At 51.0% G+C, this 16,477-nt stretch carries 10 protein-coding genes and 8 pseudogenes; 13 read left to right on the forward strand and 5 right to left on the reverse strand.

The genetic code is table 11. The features are described from left to right. Window positions 1-578: 578 nt before the first annotated feature. Together HV127_RS29525 and HV127_RS29530 are read left to right on the forward strand one after the other, a co-directional pair. Window positions 579-1,019 (forward strand): annotated as a pseudogene (locus HV127_RS29525) (transposase); the annotation flags it as partial. 370 nt (window positions 1,020-1,389) lie between these two features. Continuing rightward, on the forward strand, window positions 1,390-2,643 hold the full coding sequence (locus tag HV127_RS29530; RefSeq protein ID WP_181421922.1) for a hypothetical protein: 1,254 nt from the start codon (window positions 1,390-1,392) through the stop codon (window positions 2,641-2,643). Window positions 2,644-2,755: 112 nt separating this feature from the next. Here the strand turns inward: HV127_RS29530 and HV127_RS29535 are convergent. Together HV127_RS29535 and HV127_RS29540 are read right to left on the reverse strand one after the other, a co-directional pair. Then, a pseudogene (locus tag HV127_RS29535) lies at window positions 2,756-3,992 on the reverse strand (IS110 family transposase). A gap of 369 nt (window positions 3,993-4,361) precedes the next feature. Then, complete coding sequence (locus HV127_RS29540) at window positions 4,362-4,844, reverse strand: MgtC/SapB family protein (protein ID WP_063942099.1); 483 nt, start codon at window positions 4,842-4,844, stop codon at window positions 4,362-4,364. Window positions 4,845-5,858: 1,014 nt separating this feature from the next. On the opposite strand from HV127_RS29540, the gene HV127_RS29545 reads away from it, so the two are divergent. The 3 genes and pseudogenes from HV127_RS29545 to HV127_RS29555 form a co-directional block, all read left to right on the forward strand. Beyond that, the gene (locus tag HV127_RS29545; RefSeq protein WP_228727542.1) at window positions 5,859-6,137 is read left to right on the forward strand and encodes a hypothetical protein; all 279 of its coding nucleotides are present in this window, start codon (window positions 5,859-5,861) and stop codon (window positions 6,135-6,137) included. Between the two features lie 148 nt (window positions 6,138-6,285). Continuing rightward, window positions 6,286-7,159, forward strand: a pseudogene (locus tag HV127_RS29550) (IS5 family transposase). 139 nt (window positions 7,160-7,298) lie between these two features. Continuing rightward, window positions 7,299-7,844 (forward strand): annotated as a pseudogene (locus HV127_RS29555) (site-specific integrase); the annotation flags it as partial. 29 nt (window positions 7,845-7,873) lie between these two features. Here HV127_RS29555 and HV127_RS29560 read toward each other — a convergent pair. Further along, window positions 7,874-8,994, reverse strand: a protein-coding gene (locus tag HV127_RS29560) for an IS3 family transposase (protein ID WP_112150724.1) whose coding sequence is annotated in 2 segments (ribosomal slippage) — window positions 7,874-8,736 and window positions 8,736-8,994 — 1,122 coding nt in all. Because the reading frame shifts where the segments join, the coding sequence is not laid out codon by codon here. Between the two features lie 51 nt (window positions 8,995-9,045). Between HV127_RS29560 and HV127_RS29565 the strand changes: the two are divergent. Further along, a pseudogene (locus tag HV127_RS29565) lies at window positions 9,046-9,528 on the forward strand (hypothetical protein); the annotation flags it as partial. On the opposite strand, the gene HV127_RS29570 reads toward HV127_RS29565, so the two are convergent. Then, window positions 9,474-10,178, reverse strand: a complete 705-nt coding sequence (locus HV127_RS29570; protein ID WP_104868948.1) for an IS6-like element IS26 family transposase — start codon at window positions 10,176-10,178, stop codon at window positions 9,474-9,476. The pseudogene HV127_RS29565 and the gene HV127_RS29570 overlap by 55 nt on opposite strands. 36 nt (window positions 10,179-10,214) lie before the next feature. Continuing rightward, a pseudogene (locus tag HV127_RS29575) lies at window positions 10,215-11,223 on the reverse strand (IS630 family transposase). A 124-nt stretch (window positions 11,224-11,347) separates the two neighbouring features. Between HV127_RS29575 and msrB the strand changes: the two are divergent. The 7 genes and pseudogenes from msrB to guaA all read left to right on the forward strand — a co-directional run. Beyond that, the gene (msrB, locus tag HV127_RS29580) at window positions 11,348-11,791 is read left to right on the forward strand and encodes a peptide-methionine (R)-S-oxide reductase MsrB (protein ID WP_004099035.1); all 444 of its coding nucleotides are present in this window, start codon (window positions 11,348-11,350) and stop codon (window positions 11,789-11,791) included. 1 nt (window position 11,792) lies between these two features. Further along, window positions 11,793-12,332, forward strand: a complete 540-nt coding sequence (msrA, locus tag HV127_RS29585; RefSeq protein WP_004099036.1) for a peptide-methionine (S)-S-oxide reductase MsrA — start codon at window positions 11,793-11,795, stop codon at window positions 12,330-12,332. Between the two features lie 132 nt (window positions 12,333-12,464). Next, window positions 12,465-13,170, forward strand: a pseudogene (locus HV127_RS29590) (glutathione S-transferase N-terminal domain-containing protein). After that, entirely contained in the window at window positions 13,167-14,135 is a 969-nt protein-coding gene (locus HV127_RS29595; protein ID WP_018716208.1) for a magnesium and cobalt transport protein CorA, read from the forward strand. Before HV127_RS29590 ends, HV127_RS29595 begins: the two are co-directional and overlap by 4 nt. A gap of 91 nt (window positions 14,136-14,226) precedes the next feature. Beyond that, window positions 14,227-14,799: a hypothetical protein gene (locus HV127_RS29600; RefSeq protein ID WP_004099040.1), complete on the forward strand. Its 573-nt coding sequence runs from the start codon at window positions 14,227-14,229 to the stop codon at window positions 14,797-14,799. Window positions 14,800-14,886: 87 nt separating this feature from the next. After that, entirely contained in the window at window positions 14,887-15,336 is a 450-nt protein-coding gene (locus HV127_RS29605) for a hypothetical protein (protein WP_004099042.1), read from the forward strand. Between the two features lie 115 nt (window positions 15,337-15,451). Next, window positions 15,452-16,393 (forward strand): annotated as a pseudogene (gene guaA / locus HV127_RS29610) (glutamine-hydrolyzing GMP synthase); the annotation flags it as partial. Window positions 16,394-16,477 lie beyond the last annotated feature (84 nt).

A 16,477-nucleotide genomic window follows, 5' to 3' on the forward strand; every position in this document is an offset into this window, starting at 1 on the left:
TCCCTGTAACCCCATGAAAATTGTTTGTCGTCTTTTGAACCGGAGATGGGGAGTTGAAAAACATGAGTATCCGGTTCGATACTACATCTGTTATTGGAAACTGCTGGCTTCTGAACCATCCGCTTCTGACATAAAGCAGATGTTAAAACCTGCAGCATTGGGAAGCTTCTGAATGCCGCGTCAGCGGCATGGAGGCGCCAGCTGAAGTTGAATGGAGTACTGTGGCAAATGGCGCCGTCGCCCGGCGCAGCCGGCTGCTGTTTTGACAGGTTCTGCCTCACCGCCCCCCTCCCTTGTATCTAACAGTTTGTGGTGATTAGCTACCACCACTGAAGCAGAGTGAGCCGCCCCCTTCCCTTAAGGTCAGAAAAGTCGGCACCGCTGATCCTTGATTTGCAGCATATGGCCCTCCGCTTCACCTTTCACGCCAGCACATCAGGTTGAACGGTTACCGGGAGCTCGACTCCGTATGTACAAGGCGAACAGGCGTGACGGTTTATGTGAGAGGAGTTTGACCATGTTTCCAGTCGGCATTGACGTAAGTAAAAACACCCTGGATCTTTGCATGCTTTATGACGGTAAAAGCACATATCAAAGCCAGCCCTGCACTGAGGCGTGATTATACACTGCTGACCTCAATTAAATCGGTTGGTCCCCAGCTAGGGATGCATATGCTGGTCGTGCTTCGCAGCCATAACTTTGTATCGGCTGAGCAGGCTGCCGCCTTTCTGGGCGTGGTGCTGATCGAGAAACGCTCAGGCACATCGGTCCGGCGCCGGCCGCGGATGTCGAAAATCGGCCCTCCTCAGTTGAGAGCGAAGCTTTACATGTCCGCCCTGTGCGGAAAAATCTACAATAAGCGAATGCGTAATATTTACGATGAGATGTGCCTGCGGGGTAAACCTAAAATGGTGGCCATTGGCGCGCTGATGCGGAAACTGGTGCACTGGTGTTATGGTGTCCTGAAGACCGGAACCGTTTTTAATGACGAAAGTCTGAAACAAGTACTGCCAACCTGACTATACCAGGCTGGCATTAAACACAAGGTAACGCTCACTGCAATAAGTGAGCGCAGTCCGTTATGAGCGAGGAGCGGACATTAGACGGCCTTAACTGAAAGTTATATGACCATATTGAACGTCGGTGGCAGGCGCTGCATGACAGCCATAACCCGAAATTACCATTGCCAGACAATGTGAAAACTGTATACAGTAGGCTCGTCACATTATGAAAAGGGTCAGTCTGTTGCCAAAAGGAAAACATAGCTTTAAAAAGGTTGCTGTATTATGACCAACTATTTAGTTATGTAGTGCTGTTTATGATTTTACTTACACATTGAGATGAAGTGTAAGAAATCATGCTCAATATTCGTGATTAAGGACACTGCCAATGCAAAATCATAAAAGTTCGGTAGAGGAATATATTCAACAAAACATCTTTTCAAGGACTGGCGAAAATTTTTTTGACTTCTCATTTGAAGAAGACTACCTGTACCAGCAATTAGATTTCATTGGGAAGAACTTGTGCCTTAAATATGTAGGCATTTATTCGTGTTTTTACTTAATTGATAGTTTTCAAGCTCAGGCAGGTGCTATTCATAAACATCAGTGCGTATTAGTTTACAAAGGTATGTTGGAACTAATCTTTCGTACTTCAGCCATGATGTTAGGAGCAGAGCGTCGCCAGAATGAACCTAATGAAATGTTTTACGAACCTTGGCGCGACAATGTGCATCTATGGGTAAATGGGGGTGAATTCGAGTGGGCGAATGATCAATATTGGTGGATTCATGATCAAACACATAGAAAAGCATTTGATATGTTAGTGGAAGCAATGTTTGTATTTCTTGTTTTGCATGAAATAGGACATATTCATAATTTACATGGGGATAGGCGAAATGATGATGCTAAAGAAAATCCCTCATTCATCGATCACATCATTTTCATTCATAAGGCTGTTGGAGATACTGAAGCAGTAGAAGCAGTAGAAGCAGTAGAAGCAGTAGAAGCAGTAGAAGCAGTAGAAGCAGTAGAAGCAGTAGATGAAGCGGATGAAGCGGATGAAGCGGATGAAGCGGATGAAGCGGATGAAGCAAAAAAACTTGATGCACACGCTCGTGAAATTATCGCAGATTCTTATGCATTTCAATTCATGCTTTTAGAATTACAGGAATGCTTTTTTCCCGATTCAGAATATGAAGGCGTTGATGCTGGCACGCTGAGCAGTATAAATCTCGGTATATGCATATATGTCGTGGCTTCATTTTTTTGGGCGTTGAGTTTTAAACGCCCTATGATGAATGATAGTCAAAATGCTAATTACCCATCACATGCTTTTAGATTGGCGAGCATTGAGTCTGCATGCCTTGAGCACAAGATATGTATGAGAGATAATACACTAACACGTTCAGGACTGGAAATGGGTATGAAGAGCTATATTAAAAAACTAACATGCGCCTCTAATAATAACGAGTTTATCGAGTGGCGTCTTACGATGAATATACCTGCCAATCAAGAACACTATGAGAAGATTTGCGCCATTACCGGAGATTGGTCTAATTTAATGTTTGGTGTGCGCGACGAAGACTTAGTTGAAAAATTAAAGCTAAAAGTTCATGATTTTGGATTGAATAAAAATTCTTAGACTCGATATATATCAATATATGCTAAGGCCTTAATTTGAATATTGCATAGCTATCATTATCAACTCTGTATTTAAACGTCCGCTTCACGCCCTGAGACATTCGACAAGCTTTTTATGGCTTCAGTAAGGGCGACTTTCGCGCTTCCAGTGTCAGCAAATATTTAGCTTCGTCGTAGCGGGTTCTGGTCTTCCAGCAGCGGTAAATGATCCTTATCCATTTAAACGCCAGAGCCCGGATTGCTGATTGATGCGATTTCCCTTTTTCTCGCTGTCTCTGGTAATAAAGTTTGGCCCAGTATGATGAATTAACCGTCTTGGCAGCCCATTCAACAAAGGTCTGCCTGACGAACTTGGCACATTGCCATCGCCAGTGAACCCATGATTTCTGGCCACTTCGTTCGGTCACCGGTGCAATACCTGCATAGTTTTGAATTTCTTCAGCGCTGTTAAACCGATCACGGTTATCACCAAGTGCAGCAAGCATACGTGGGCCCATACACGGCCCCATGCCCGGAAGTGATTTGAACAGCCCAGCATCTGGCAATGTGTCAAACAGCGTTTCGATTCGTTCGTCATAGGTTTTGATGATTTCACTCACGACTTTAATTTGTGTCGCCAGTGCTGTTGCCATCAAAGCATTAGCCTCTATAACACTCAGGTCTGTCGTCAATGGGATCGCGTTATCAATATTCGCAACACGTTGCTCGGTAAGGGCCATTGCGCGGCCCTTTGGCATTCAGAAAGTTGCGAATCGTGTCGCGCCTGGCTCGTTTCAGTTGTTGCAGACTGGGCCACCGGATAATCAGCTCACACAACAGTAAGCTACCCCGATGTGAGAACCACTCCAGGGGCTGAGGATAATACTGTTTTAGCGTATTGATGAGTCGATTCACAAAGCGGCGTTTGTCCTCAACCAGCAGTCGACGCTGCTCAACTAACTGTTGAAGTAATCGGATATTGCCATTGTCGGGTTCTATGGCTTTTATCTTTTGGGGATAGCGTAGCATTAGCTCTAATGCTAACTCAGCATCCTGTGGATCATCCTTAGCACCGCTTGGCCAGAAGGTCTGCCGATAGCGGGCCAGTGACAACGCGTGCACAGGAAAAACAGTGACAAATGGGTACTTCTGGAGAGCATACACCACCGGGCCTTTCTTCAGCTCAAGGGCGATAGCGATCCTGCCTTTCACCTTTTGGTGCAACTCGTTGAGCCAGATATCAAGTGCTTCCGGAGTGTGTTCAACCACCTGGAATATGCGCTTGCCGTTTTTAAACTGAACGCAGACATCGTGTTTTTTATCCGCCCAGTCCAGACCAACATGAGCAGCAAACTGATTAATCGCAGTCATCACCAGCTCCTTTAAATCGAGGATTGGTATGCATTCCACGCTCTTCGAAAGAAATATAGTCAGCAGTTTTTCTGCATGCCCTGAGTATTCGTTAGCGAACGTGGAGCACTTACTGGCTCGAAAGCAAAGCGGCAATCATCAAACCACATGATTCTGGCACAATATTCGTAACCAGTAAGCGCATACCCTGAATCACTTAAAAGTGTAACTCTCAGGGTGTGAATGACTATATTTGGCACTGAGCCGCCAGACTGAAAGTCTCTAACGGCAACTAAGAGCGAAAAGCAGAAATAACGCTTGAGTTTACCTGCGGCTCGAAGCGACTGAAAGGATAGCTAATTGTTAGACGGCAAATTTTGTTCTTGCGCATCACTCTTTATTTTGGTTTTTAGTCCGGTAAATCCAAGGAACTACAGAAAGGATGAGTAAAGCTATAAGAGTGCTCAAGACGGCGGTCGTTTCCCGTCCCATTCCTGCAGCGACGCCGATTGCCGCTGTTACCCATATACTTGCCGCCGTCGTCAGCCCCCGAGTCTCTACTTCTCTATTTCCCATAATGATGGCTCCGGTGCCAAGAAACCCGACACCTGCAATCAGACCTTGCAATATCCGACTCAGATCTGCGCTTGATGCCCCTGCTTGTTGGGGAATGAGGACGAACAGTGCCGCCCCTATGGCAACCATCATGTGTGTTCGCACCCCCGCACTCTTGCCTTGCTGCTCCCGCTCGTATCCCAATAGGCCTCCAAGGGTTGCAGCAACGAGAAGACGCAGTGTGATACGTGTAACTTGCTCCGCATCCGGGACATCGGAAAATTCCGATAGCACTGTATTCCATATCTCTTGCCACATTTCCATCGTCCTCGTTGTCACTTCTCGTTTTTCGGTACTTCATCTAGGCTCTTCACAAGGCCGAACCTAACGCAAAGTTTGGGGCGCCTTGCGCACCTATGCTCGTAATACCTATCACCAGCATAGCTTTTATCCTTTACTCAAAGAACCAGCAAGACGCAAATGCTATTGCCTTCTTTTATGAATTTTACTCAGAAGAAGTTAACCTTTAATCCACGCTAAATCAATTGCTTCCAAGCGTACATCATTTCGCTAAGTAAGCGCTCTAGCGGTTTCGCGCCCGCAAGACCGTGGTTAAAAACTTAATAAGAAATACTAAACGTTAAATCAGCTTATACTGTTGATGGATAGTGCAGGTGTTTGGGAGATTTATTCGTGGATTAACTAAAACCTGCAATTCAGTAACAGCCAAAGTCAATGTCCGTTTTTGGCACAAAGCCGAGATCCGACGAAGTGGTACTTTCCGTGAAAGTTGTGGTGCGATTAATTTGCAACACGTGGTAAGGAGCGGTTGCAATGTGGTGGTAAATTAAGTGCAATTAATCAAGAAGGTGAATCAATGAGTGAACAACTGAACTGTCAAAGCCGCATGGATGCGGCGACAACTCTGTACTTGCCGCAAATAACTATCCCCGTCCTGCTAAACCAATGACGTAACTCCTATCTCTCCCGACTTGTTGGAACAAGTCGCACTCACAAGGTGCAATTAAACACTGAACAAAAATTCATGGATGAATGGTTACCGCCGAAGGACTCGGCGCAAATAAAAAACGTACATACCATTATACACAGTATGTACGTTTGAAATGAAAGCCGCTGACGTTATATGTAAAGCCCTGTCACTCACTCACACGCGAATAGACACTGTTTTTACTATATACTCCTTCGGTTATATATAGTACCTTGAACTATGTATATTGTGTATTAAGGCAGAGAAATCTGCCTTTTTATTTGACAATAAACTCTTTAGAATTATAGTGTATTGTATGTTTAACGTGTATAAAGGAATGAACCTTGTCATCGGTTAAAGTCAAAGCAACTATCGTAGAAGATAATACTGGCATTAAAAGTCAGCTCCCCATCTTGATCACCGAACAAGGTGAAGTTGGTTCAGTTACCGATTACTTGCTAAAGATGGAAGCTGATGGTGCTAGTAATGCTTTAATGAATGGTTTTATACAAGCCACTTCTTTGCTCTTGGATTACATGGAAGCCAACAAAGGATTATTTGAAGATCCTAAAATGCTATTCCAAACCTTTGCTAAGGAAGGTGCGAACAAGTCCCTGATATGAGATCATGTTTGTCATCTGGAGCCATGGAACAGGGTTCATCATGAGTCATCAACTTACCTTCGCCGACAGTGAATTCAGCAGTAAGCGCCGTCAGACCAGAAAAGAGATTTTCTTGTCCCGTATGGAGCAGATTCTGCCATGGCAAAACATGGTGGAAGTCATCGAGCCGTTTTACCCCAAGGCTGGTAATGGCCGGCGACCTTATCCGCTGGAAACCATGCTACGCATTCACTGCATGCAGCATTGGTACAACCTGAGCGATGGCGCGATGGAAGATGCTCTGTACGAAATCGCCTCCATGCGTCGGTTTGCCCGGTTATCCCTGGATAGCGCCTTGCCTGACCGCACCACCATCATGAATTTCCGCCACCTGCTGGAGCAGCATCAACTGGCCCGCCAATTGTTCAAGACCATCAATCGCTGGCTGGCCGAAGCAGGCGTCATGATGACTCAAGGCACCTTGGTCGATGCCACCATCATTGAGGCACCCAGCTCGACCAAGAACAAAAGAGCAGCAACGCGATCCGGAGATGCATCAGACCAAGAAAGGCAATCAGTGGCACTTTGGCATGAAGGCCCACATTGGTGTCGATGCCAAGAGTGGCCTGACCCACAGCCTAGTCACCACCGCGGCCAACGAGCATGACCTCAATCAGCTGGGTAATCTGCTGCATGGAGAGGAGCAATTTGTCTCAGCCGATGCCGGCTACCAAGGGGCGCCACAGCGCGAGGAGCTGGCCGAGGTGGATGTGGACTGGCTGATCGCCGAGCGCCCCGGCAAGGTAAGAACCTTGAAACAGCATCCACGCAAGAACAAAACGGCCATCAACATCGAATACATGAAAGCCAGCATCCGGGCCAAGGTGGAGCACCCATTTCGCATCATCAAGCGACAGTTCGGCTTCGTGAAAGCCAGATACAAGGGGTTGCTGAAAAACGATAACCAACTGGCGATGTTATTCACGCTGGCCAACCTGTTTCGGGCGGACCAAATGATACGTCAGTGGGAGAGATCTCACTAAAAACTGGGGATAACGCCTTAAATGGCGAAGAAACGGTCTAAATAGGCTGATTCAAGGCATTTACGGGAGAAAAAATCGGCTCAAACATGAAGAAATGAAATGACTGAGTCAGCCGAGAAGAATTTCCCCGCTTATTCGCACCTTCCCTAAGCGTCTTTACACAGGCACCATCGGTGAAGATGGTTTAGATCCCTCTGGCTTGTACTGGGTGCCAAGCTCAACTGATAACGTCAATAAACATATTCATCGATTAACGGCATTTACTGATTGGCTGGCTAACAAGCATGGCGCAGAGCCAATGAACCCTTTGCGAGATGCCACACCTCATGAGCAACGCCTTAATTACGCTGCTTGGTATCGAAAAAACCAAAATGACTTCCTTGGACATATTGAAGATAAAACCGTTAACAAAACCATCCGTAAAGCTCGCACAATGAAAGGACGTACTCCATTGACGAAAGCCGAAGACGATGCTTTAGCATTCCCAGATAAGCATTGGGAATCATTCTATAAAGATGGTATTGGCGGAGCAAAAGATCCACGAGTTGCGTTGAGAGATAAGCTTATGCTGCTCTTGATGCACGGTGGCGGTTTGCGTGAAAGCGAAGCTATTATGCTGTGGGTGACTGATGTACTTGAAGATCCGTATGACCCTGAAAAAGCGATAGTTCGAATTTACAACGAATGACCTGCCCCCAGGATTAGATACAACGCTCACTTAGTAATGTCGGATCCTTCACTATCAGAATTACCCTTTCTCCAGGCCGCCGCAAATTCAGACGGCGTCTGATAATTCAGCGCGGAGTGCGGGCGGCACTCATTATAATCCTGACGCCATTCACTGATGGTTTTCCTGGCATGACTGACGTCACTGAACCAGTGTTCATTCAGGCATTCATCGCGAAAGCGTCCGTTAAAACTCTCAATAAATCCGTTCTGTGTCGGCTTGCCGGGCTGGATAAGTCGCAGCTCCACGCCATGCTCAAAGGCCCATTGATCGAGTGCGCGGCAGGTAAATTCCGGGCCCTGATCCGTTCTTATCGTCGCCGGATAGCCGCGAAACAGCGCAATGCTGTCCAGAATACGCGTGACCTGCACGCCTGAAATCCCAAAGGCAACAGTGACCGTCAGGCATTCCTTCGTGAAGTCGTCTACGCAGGTAAGGCACTTGATCCTGCGACCGGTGGCCAATGCGTCCATGACGAAATCCATCGACCAGGTCAGATTGGGCGCCGCCGGACGGAGCAGCGGCAGACGTTCTGTTGCCAGCCCTTTACGACGTCTTCTGCGTTTTACGCCCAGGCCACTGAGGTGATAAAGCCTGTACACGCGCTTATGATTAACATGCAGCCCTTCACGGCGCAGCAACTGCCAGATGCGACGGTAGCCAAAACGCCTGCGCTCCAGTGCCAGCTCAGTGATGCGCCCCGATAAATGCGCATCTGCAGCCGGGCGCTGAGCCTCATAGCGGCAGGTCGACAGGGATAAACCCGTGAGCCTGCAGGCACGACGTTGCGACAGACCGGTCGCATCACATATCAACATCACGGCTTCCCGCTTCTGGTCTGTCGTCAGTACTTTCGCCCAAGAGCCACCTGAAGCGCCTCTTTATCCAGCATGGCTTCGGCAAGCAGCTTCTTGAGTCTGGCGTTCTCTTCCTCAAGCGACTTCAGGCGCTTAACCTCAGGCACCTCCATACCGCCATACTTCTTACGCCAGGTGTAAAACGTGGCATCGGAAATGGCGTGCTTGCGGCAGAGTTCACGGGCGGATACCCCGGCTTCAGCCTCGCGGAGAATACTGATGATCTGTTGGTCGGAAAAACGCTTCTTCATGGGGATGTCCTCATGTGGCTTATGAAGACATTACTAACATCGGGGTGTACTAATCAACTGGGAGCAGGTCACAAGGCACTCGTTGCTGAAATTAATAAACTGACCCAAGAGGCTGTTAACCCAAGCGGTAGAAGGCTTGAGTTTGAAATGCACGGTGAGAGATTCTTTCAAAACCTCAGATTGAATGATGCGATTCTATTTACGCAAAACCACTATGATAAAGGCATTCAAAACGGCTCTCTTGGTACGCTTACCAGCATTGACTCATCAGGTGAAAGTTATGGTGTAGTAACGCTGGATACGGGGGATAAAGTTGAGGTCACACAATCCGTGCTCGATTGCATGGAGTTGGGTTATGCAATAACCCTACATAAAGCTCAAGGATCGCAGTTTCCTAGAATCATTATTGCACTACAGAAAGGCAAAAGGCACTGTTGCAAAGTTAGCGATGAGGCAGCCTTTTGTCTTATTCAAAGGCCTTACATTTCAAAAACTCTGCTTACCAGGCGCATTTCGCCCAGGGGATCACCATAATAAAATGCTGAGCCCTGGCCTTTGCGTAGTGCACGCATCACCTCAATACCTTTGATGGTGGCGTAAGCCGTCTTCATGGATTTAAATCCCAGCGTGGCGCCGATTATCCGTTTCAGTTTGCCATGATCGCATTCAATCACGTTGTTCCGGTACTTAATCTGTCGGTGTTCAACGTCAGACTGGCACCGGCCTTCGCGTTTGAGCAGAGCAAGCGCGCGACCATAGGCGGGCGCTTTATCCGTGTTGATGAATCGCGGGATCTGCCACTTCTTCACGTTGTTGAGGATTTTACCCAGAAACCGGTATGCAGCTTTGCTGTTACGACGGGAGGAGAGATAAAAATCGACAGTGCGGCCCCGGCTGTCGACGGCCCGGTACAGATACGCCCAGCGGCCATTGACCTTCACGTAGGTTTCATCCATGTGCCACGGGCAAAGATCGGAAGGGTTACGCCAGTACCAGCGCAGCCGTTTTTCCATTTCAGGCGCATAACGCTGAACCCAGCGGTAAATCGTGGAGTGATCGACATTCACTCCGCGTTCAGCCAGCATCTCCTGCAGCTCACGGTAACTGATGCCGTATTTGCAGTACCAGCGTACGGCCCACAGAATGATGTCACGCTGAAAATGCCGGCCTTTGAATGGGTTCATGTGCAGCTCCATCAGCAAAAGGGGATGATAAGTTTATCACCACCGACTATTTGCAACAGTGCCTTTGCAACAGTGCCCCTTTTTCAGTAACTGCCACATTGAGCGGCACTGATGATTACGGGTTATCGTGTCATGAAGTGCCTGCCATAGCCGTTCCACATGATTCACCCACGGCGAGTAAACCGGCTGGTAAATTACCCTGAACTTGGGATTTGCTTTCAACCAGCGCTGTGTTTCGCGGCTTTTATGGATAATGTAGTTATCAACGATCAGCGTGATTGTTTTCGCCCGCCGGTAAGTGGCTTTCAGGTGCTTCAGCAGAGCGATAAACAGCGCTGAACTTTTGCTGTTGCCGCCCACGTAGCTGACTTTACCCGTGCCACTGTGCAGTGCGCCGGCCAGATAGTATTTTTCGTTCTGCCCCGGCGTCACTACCCGTTTCTGCTGTCCGCGCAACTGCCAGTCCCGCACCGATTTTAGGATTAAGGTGGATATCCACTTCATCTTCATAAAATACCGGATGCTCTGCGCTGCATTCATCCAGCGCTTTGTGGATTACCGCCATCTTTTCATCTTTATGTGGGTCACGGATACGCAGAGTTGGCGCGGCCCTGCGCCATACAAGCCCCGCAGATGGCAACCAGCGGCGAACGGTTCCTGCATGTAACTGGCAACCGGTTATCTCATTGATTTTTAATGCCAGTAATTCGGTGCTCCAGCGTGAACGTTGATAACCAAAATCGCCGGGAGAATGCTTTATCAGCTCACGTAACAGGGTGCAGATATGTTCAAAAGGCCAGCGTCGGGAGCGCCCTGCGGGTAAGGATTTCAGGCCTTCAATACCTGAGTGCGTAAACCAGTTAATCCAGCGACCAACGGATGAACGAGCACAACAGAGAGTTCTGGCAACATCGCTGACCCGTTCACCCCGATGAAGCATCAGCATGGCCGTGAGTCTGCGGGCATGATTTTTATCGCGCGTTTTATGAATAGCTTTCTGCATCAGGCGTCGTTCGCCACGGGGTATTGGTGCTATGATCGGCATCGCTCAGTCCGGTTGGTGGTTTTGGTTGGTTTGGCGATTGATCAGATCGCACAATCCGGGCTGAGTTCCCTTTCAGTGATCTACTATTCCGCGCATCTATTTAGATTAATTATTGGAGACTATCATGAAGTTTGAGAAGTCACAGGCAGCAGTTGACCGCCTGACCCCCGAGCAACGCCGGATTACCCAGGATTCGGGGACCGAAAGGCCCTTCACGGGTGAGCACAACGACAACAAGGAGCCTGGCATCTACGTCGACATAGTGTCGGGAGAGCCGCTGTTCGCTTCAACGGACAAGTTCGATTCGGGTACTGGCTGGCCCAGCTTCACCAAGCCGATCGTTCCGGCAAACGTGAACGAGGTGCGGGACAGTGCACACGGCATGGTCCGGACGGAGGTCAGGTCGGTACACGCCGACAGCCATCTGGGCCACGTTTTCCCGGACGGTCCTTCCGACCGCGGCGGTCTGCGCTACTGCATCAACTCTGCGTCCCTTCGCTTCATCCCGCGCGACGAGATGGAGTCCGAGGGATACGGTGAATATCTCGATCAAGTAGAGGAGGCTTAACATGCATCAGCGCGCTGTTCTCGCAGGAGGATGTTTCTGGGGCATGCAGGATCTGATCCGCAAGCGGCCCGGCATCATCTCGACCCGTGTGGGTTACACGGGCGGCGATATTCCGAACGCCACGTATCGTAATCACGGCACGCATGCCGAGGGGATCGAGATTGTCTTCGACCCGACAGTGACGAGCTACCGGCACATCCTGGAATTCTTCTTCCAGATCCACGATCCGACGACGCTGAACCGCCAGGGCAATGATCGTGGGCTCTCCTACCGGTCGGGCATCTATTATGTCGACGAGGAGCAGAAGCGCGTCGCCGAGGATACGATCGCCGATGTGGATGCCTCGGGGCTGTGGGATGGCAAAGTGGTGACCGAGGTCCAGCCGGTCGGCGAGTTCTGGGAGGCCGAGCCCGATCACCAGGATTATCTGGAGAAGCGGCCGGGCGGCTACACCTGCCACTTCGTCCGTCCCGACTGGGTTCTTCCAAAGCGGCATGAGGCCGGCGATGTGAGCCCTGCGGCCGGGGCTGCAGCGGAATAGGCTTCGCTGCCGTTAGTGCCGCGCCGATCCGGTTCGCAACCTCCGACGACCGCGTCAATCGACGCGGTCGTCGAACCCGGCCTTGAAGCAGATCATTCCATTCAGCCGCCGTCGCAGTGCCAGGATCCAGATATGACAGACCTCTCCTCCTTTCCCATCACGCAGCGCTGGCCAGCATCTTATCCGGATCGCTTGCAACTATACGCGGCCCCCACGCCCAACGGCGTCAAGGTCTCGATGATGCTGGAGGAGACTGGCCTGCCGTATGAGCCCCACTTCGTCGACATCTCGAACAACGAGTCGAAGGATCCCAGCGTTCGTGTCGTTGAATCCCAACGGCCGCATACCCGCGATCATCGATCCGGCTGGCCCTGACGGCCAGCCCATTGGCATATGGGAAACCGGTGCGATCCTCATCTATCTGGCCGACAAGACGGGGCAGCTCATCTCAACAACACCCGCCCAGCGGTACGAGACTCTGGCCTGGGTGTTCTTTCAGGTGTCGGGCGTTGGGCCGACCTTCGGACAGCTAGGCTTTTTCCTGCGATTTGCCGGCAAGGACTATGAGGACAAGCGACCTCGGCAGCGCTTTGTTGATGAATCCAGGCGTCTTCTCGGGGTCCTGGATCACCGGCTGGAGGGCCGCGAATGGATTGTCGATGATTACTCGATCGCGGACATTGCGACGTTTGGCTGGGTGAATGCGCTGGTCGAATTCTACGCAGCGGGCGACATCCTCGGCCTAAGCAGCTATTCGAACGTGCAGGCATGGCTCGAACGCGGGCTGGCGCGACCGGCTGTACAGCGTGGCCTGCGAATTCCTGCGAGGCCTGCATGACCATTATCGCCGCATATTATTACAACGAAGGTAAGCGAGTCCGTGAAATCAGGCTCGATGAGCACGTCGAACTAAACGAGAATCGCTCGGGCTTCTGCTGGATCGCGCTTAGCGAGCCCACCGCAGACGAACTCAGCGCGATCCAGACGACGTATAACCTCCATCCTTTGGCGATCGACAACGCCATGCACCCGCTGTGCCCGCCCAAGCTCGAGGTCTACAACGATGAGTTGTACGTCGTCGCCCAGACCGCCGAGCTGGTCGGCGACCGGATCAGCTACGGCAAGATGGCGATCTTCACCGGTCACAATCACCTTATCACCGTGCGGCACGGCAATGCCGGAGCGCTGGGCAAACTTCGGGAGCAACTCGAGGCATCGCCGACGCAGTTCGGCAAGGGTGTCGACTATGTGCTGCACGCGATCTTGCACCGAGTGGTCGACCAGTATCTGCCCATCTTCGAAATGATCGAGGACGACGTCCTGGCGATGGAGCGACGGTCGCTGCACGATTTCCTCGGGCCAGAAGAGGTGGCGCGAATCTTCGAACTAAGGTCCGAACTCACGCGGTTCAAGCGCACGCTCGGGGCTATGGCCGAGCTGGTGCGAAAGCTCGTTCGCGGCCACTTTCCCTGCCTCAGCGCCGAAATGACACCATATTTCCACGACGTCGCGGACCATGTCCACCGCGTGCAGTCCATGGTCGACGGCCTCCTGCTTGTCCTGTCCACGGTCTTCGAGGCCAGCAGCCTTCTGGAAGCGCAAAGGATCGGTGTGGTCACTCGCCAGCTCGCGGCCTGGGCGGCGATCTTGGCGGTCCCGACGGCGATCGCCGGAATATATGGCATGAACTTCAAGCACATGCCGGAACTGGACACGCCATATGGCTACTTCGTCGTGCTCGGAGTGATAGCGGTGTTCTGCCTTCTCCTATTCATGCGCTTCAAGAAGGCCAAGTGGCTATGAGTAACGCACTTCGCGAGCTTCTCCGTCCGCCGAGTCACAGCGCGCTTTGTGCGCGAGCGTGTCCAATCCAGTTCAAGATGAAGGTGCTTCCATGACCTCCCAGGTGACCGACGTTCTAGAAGCAGTCCAGTCATTCATCGCCAAAGGCTATGACCGCGAATACCGCGTCAAGGACGGCAATCTCGTCGATCTCGAACTAGGGTCAACCCTCGATGCATGCAGCATTCGCGTCGATGCGGCGTTGCGCCTCGAGAGCGGGGACGACGGCGAAGATGCCTCCAACATCTACGCGATCACCGATCCGGCGACAGAGCATAAAGGCCTGTTGATCGACGCCTTCGACGTGTTCCACGAAATCTGCCCCCGCGACTTGTCCGAGCGCCTTGTGGCGCATCGGGAAACAGCACCGGCAGGTGACCAGGACGCGCCGAGCAAGCACGGACTACGGAAAGTCTACAAGAGCGAGTTTCACAGCGATCCCGAGCGTTACGTTCTGCGCGAGGGCTTTCCAGACTTCCCGCCATGCCCTTTCGGCCAATCCTTCAGCATCCTCGGCTTCGATACCGCCGAGCAGGAATATGTCTGGCTCGTCACGAGCATCATTCGAGATCCTCGGCTGATCAGGGTTCCATACCAGGGCGAAGACGTCATCAGCGACGAATAGCGGTGTCGCTTAGCCGGAAAGGCTGGCCTTCCTGGCCCACACATCTGCAGGCTGAACTTTAAGAACATCGAAAATTAGGAGGTGATTATGGACTGGAACAAGGACCACATACGAGAAACTATGCTCTTGCTGGAGACAGCAGCGTTGCACAGCGCTCGCGAAAACTACCTGGACTATGTCTCTACCGCTCGGCTCGATCGGAGCGAACCGATCGAAAACGACGAACTAGCTCAGGCCGAGGTCGCGAGCGACTTCGCTGAAGCGCTCGATGACACGCTCCATGACTACGCCAATAAACTCGAAAAGCTCAGGACGATCGATTTCGGCCCCAAGTTGGCCGTCAACGAAGGCGCTGTCGTCAAGCTGTCCGGCCGCCACTTTGTGATCGCGGTGTCAACGAGCAAGTTTACCTGTCAGGGGCGTGAGCTCATGGGCATTTCCACGATGGCGCCGATCTTCGAAGCGATCGAGGGTGCCCGAGCCGGGGAGACCGTGCAGTTCAACGGCCGGGACCTCACCGTAGAAGACGTGGAATAAAGCCCTCCACCGCAGCCGGCGCGCTAGTGCCGAACGCCCTGCATCTCTTTCTGCATGCATACGGTCACTTGCAGCCGCGTTGACCTGGCTCATCAAAGGCAAACCACCAGAGAGCATCATTGACGACGCCGTTGCTAAAATTCGTGCGCAGGTGGGCGATGAGGAAGTCATCCTTGGTTTGTCCGGTGGCGTTGACTCCTCTGTTACCGCCGCACTTTTGCATCGTGCGATTGGTAAAAAGCTGGTCTGCGTGTTTGTTGATACTGGTTTGTTGCGCCAAGGTGAAGGCGATCAGGTCATGGAGATGTTCGCCAAAAACATGGGCGTCAAAGTTATTCGTGTTGATGCCGAAGAAAAGTTCTTATCACGTCTCGCTGGCGAAGCGGACCCAGAGAAAAAGCGCAAAATTATCGGTAATGCATTTATCGATATTTTTGAAGAAGAAGCGAGCAAGCACAAGCAAGCCAAGTGGTTGGCACAAGGCACCATCTATCCAGATGTGATTGAGTCTGCCGGTAGCAAAACCGGTAAGGCGCAGGTGATCAAGTCGCACCACAATGTCGGCGGCCTAAAAGAAAATATGACGCTCAAGCTGGTGGAGCCGCTGCGCGAGCTGTTTAAAGATGAGGTGCGCAAGATCGGTATGGAGTTAGGCCTGCCTTACGATATGGTCTATCGCCACCCCTTCCCTGGCCCCGGTTTAGGTGTGCGTATTCTTGGTGAAGTAAAAAAAGAATATGCCGACACGTTGCGCTTGGCTGATGCCATCTTTATCGAAGAGCTGTATGCCGCAGACCTGTATCACAAAACCAGCCAAGCCTTTGCTGTGTTCCTGCCGGTGAAGTCGGTGGGTGTAGTGGGCGATGCCCGCCGCTATGAGTATGTGGTGGCATTGCGCGCAGTAGAAACTATCGATTTTATGACAGCGCGCTGGGCACACTTGCCGTATGAGTTTTTAGAAACGGTTTCTAGCCGCATCATCAATGAAATCCCGGGGATTTCGCGGGTAACCTATGATATTTCTTCGAAGCCACCGGCAACCATTGAGTGGGAGTGACGGGCACTGGCTGGCAATGTCTAGCAACGGCAGGCATTTCGGCTGAGGGTAAAAGAACTTTCCGCTAAGCGATAGACTGTATGT

Origin of the sequence: Klebsiella sp. RHBSTW-00215 (genome assembly GCF_014103785.1) — a bacterium.
Classification (GTDB): Bacteria; Pseudomonadota; Gammaproteobacteria; order Enterobacterales; family Enterobacteriaceae; genus Klebsiella.

What these genes read in the sequence shown, in the direction of transcription:
- HV127_RS29605 (WP_004099042.1), top strand. Translation starts at nt 14,887, where the DNA reads ATGGACTGGAACAAGGACCACATACGAGAAACTATGCTCTTGCTGGAG.
- HV127_RS29600 (WP_004099040.1), top strand. Translation starts at nt 14,227, where the DNA reads ATGACCTCCCAGGTGACCGACGTTCTAGAAGCAGTCCAGTCATTCATC.
- msrA (WP_004099036.1), top strand. Translation starts at nt 11,793, where the DNA reads ATGCATCAGCGCGCTGTTCTCGCAGGAGGATGTTTCTGGGGCATGCAG.
- HV127_RS29540 (WP_063942099.1), bottom strand. Translation starts at nt 4,844, where the DNA reads ATGTGGCAAGAGATATGGAATACAGTGCTATCGGAATTTTCCGATGTC.
- HV127_RS29570 (WP_104868948.1), bottom strand. Translation starts at nt 10,178, where the DNA reads ATGAACCCATTCAAAGGCCGGCATTTTCAGCGTGACATCATTCTGTGG.
- msrB (WP_004099035.1), top strand. Translation starts at nt 11,348, where the DNA reads ATGAAGTTTGAGAAGTCACAGGCAGCAGTTGACCGCCTGACCCCCGAG.
- HV127_RS29530 (WP_181421922.1), top strand. Translation starts at nt 1,390, where the DNA reads ATGCAAAATCATAAAAGTTCGGTAGAGGAATATATTCAACAAAACATC.
- HV127_RS29595 (WP_018716208.1), top strand. Translation starts at nt 13,167, where the DNA reads ATGACCATTATCGCCGCATATTATTACAACGAAGGTAAGCGAGTCCGT.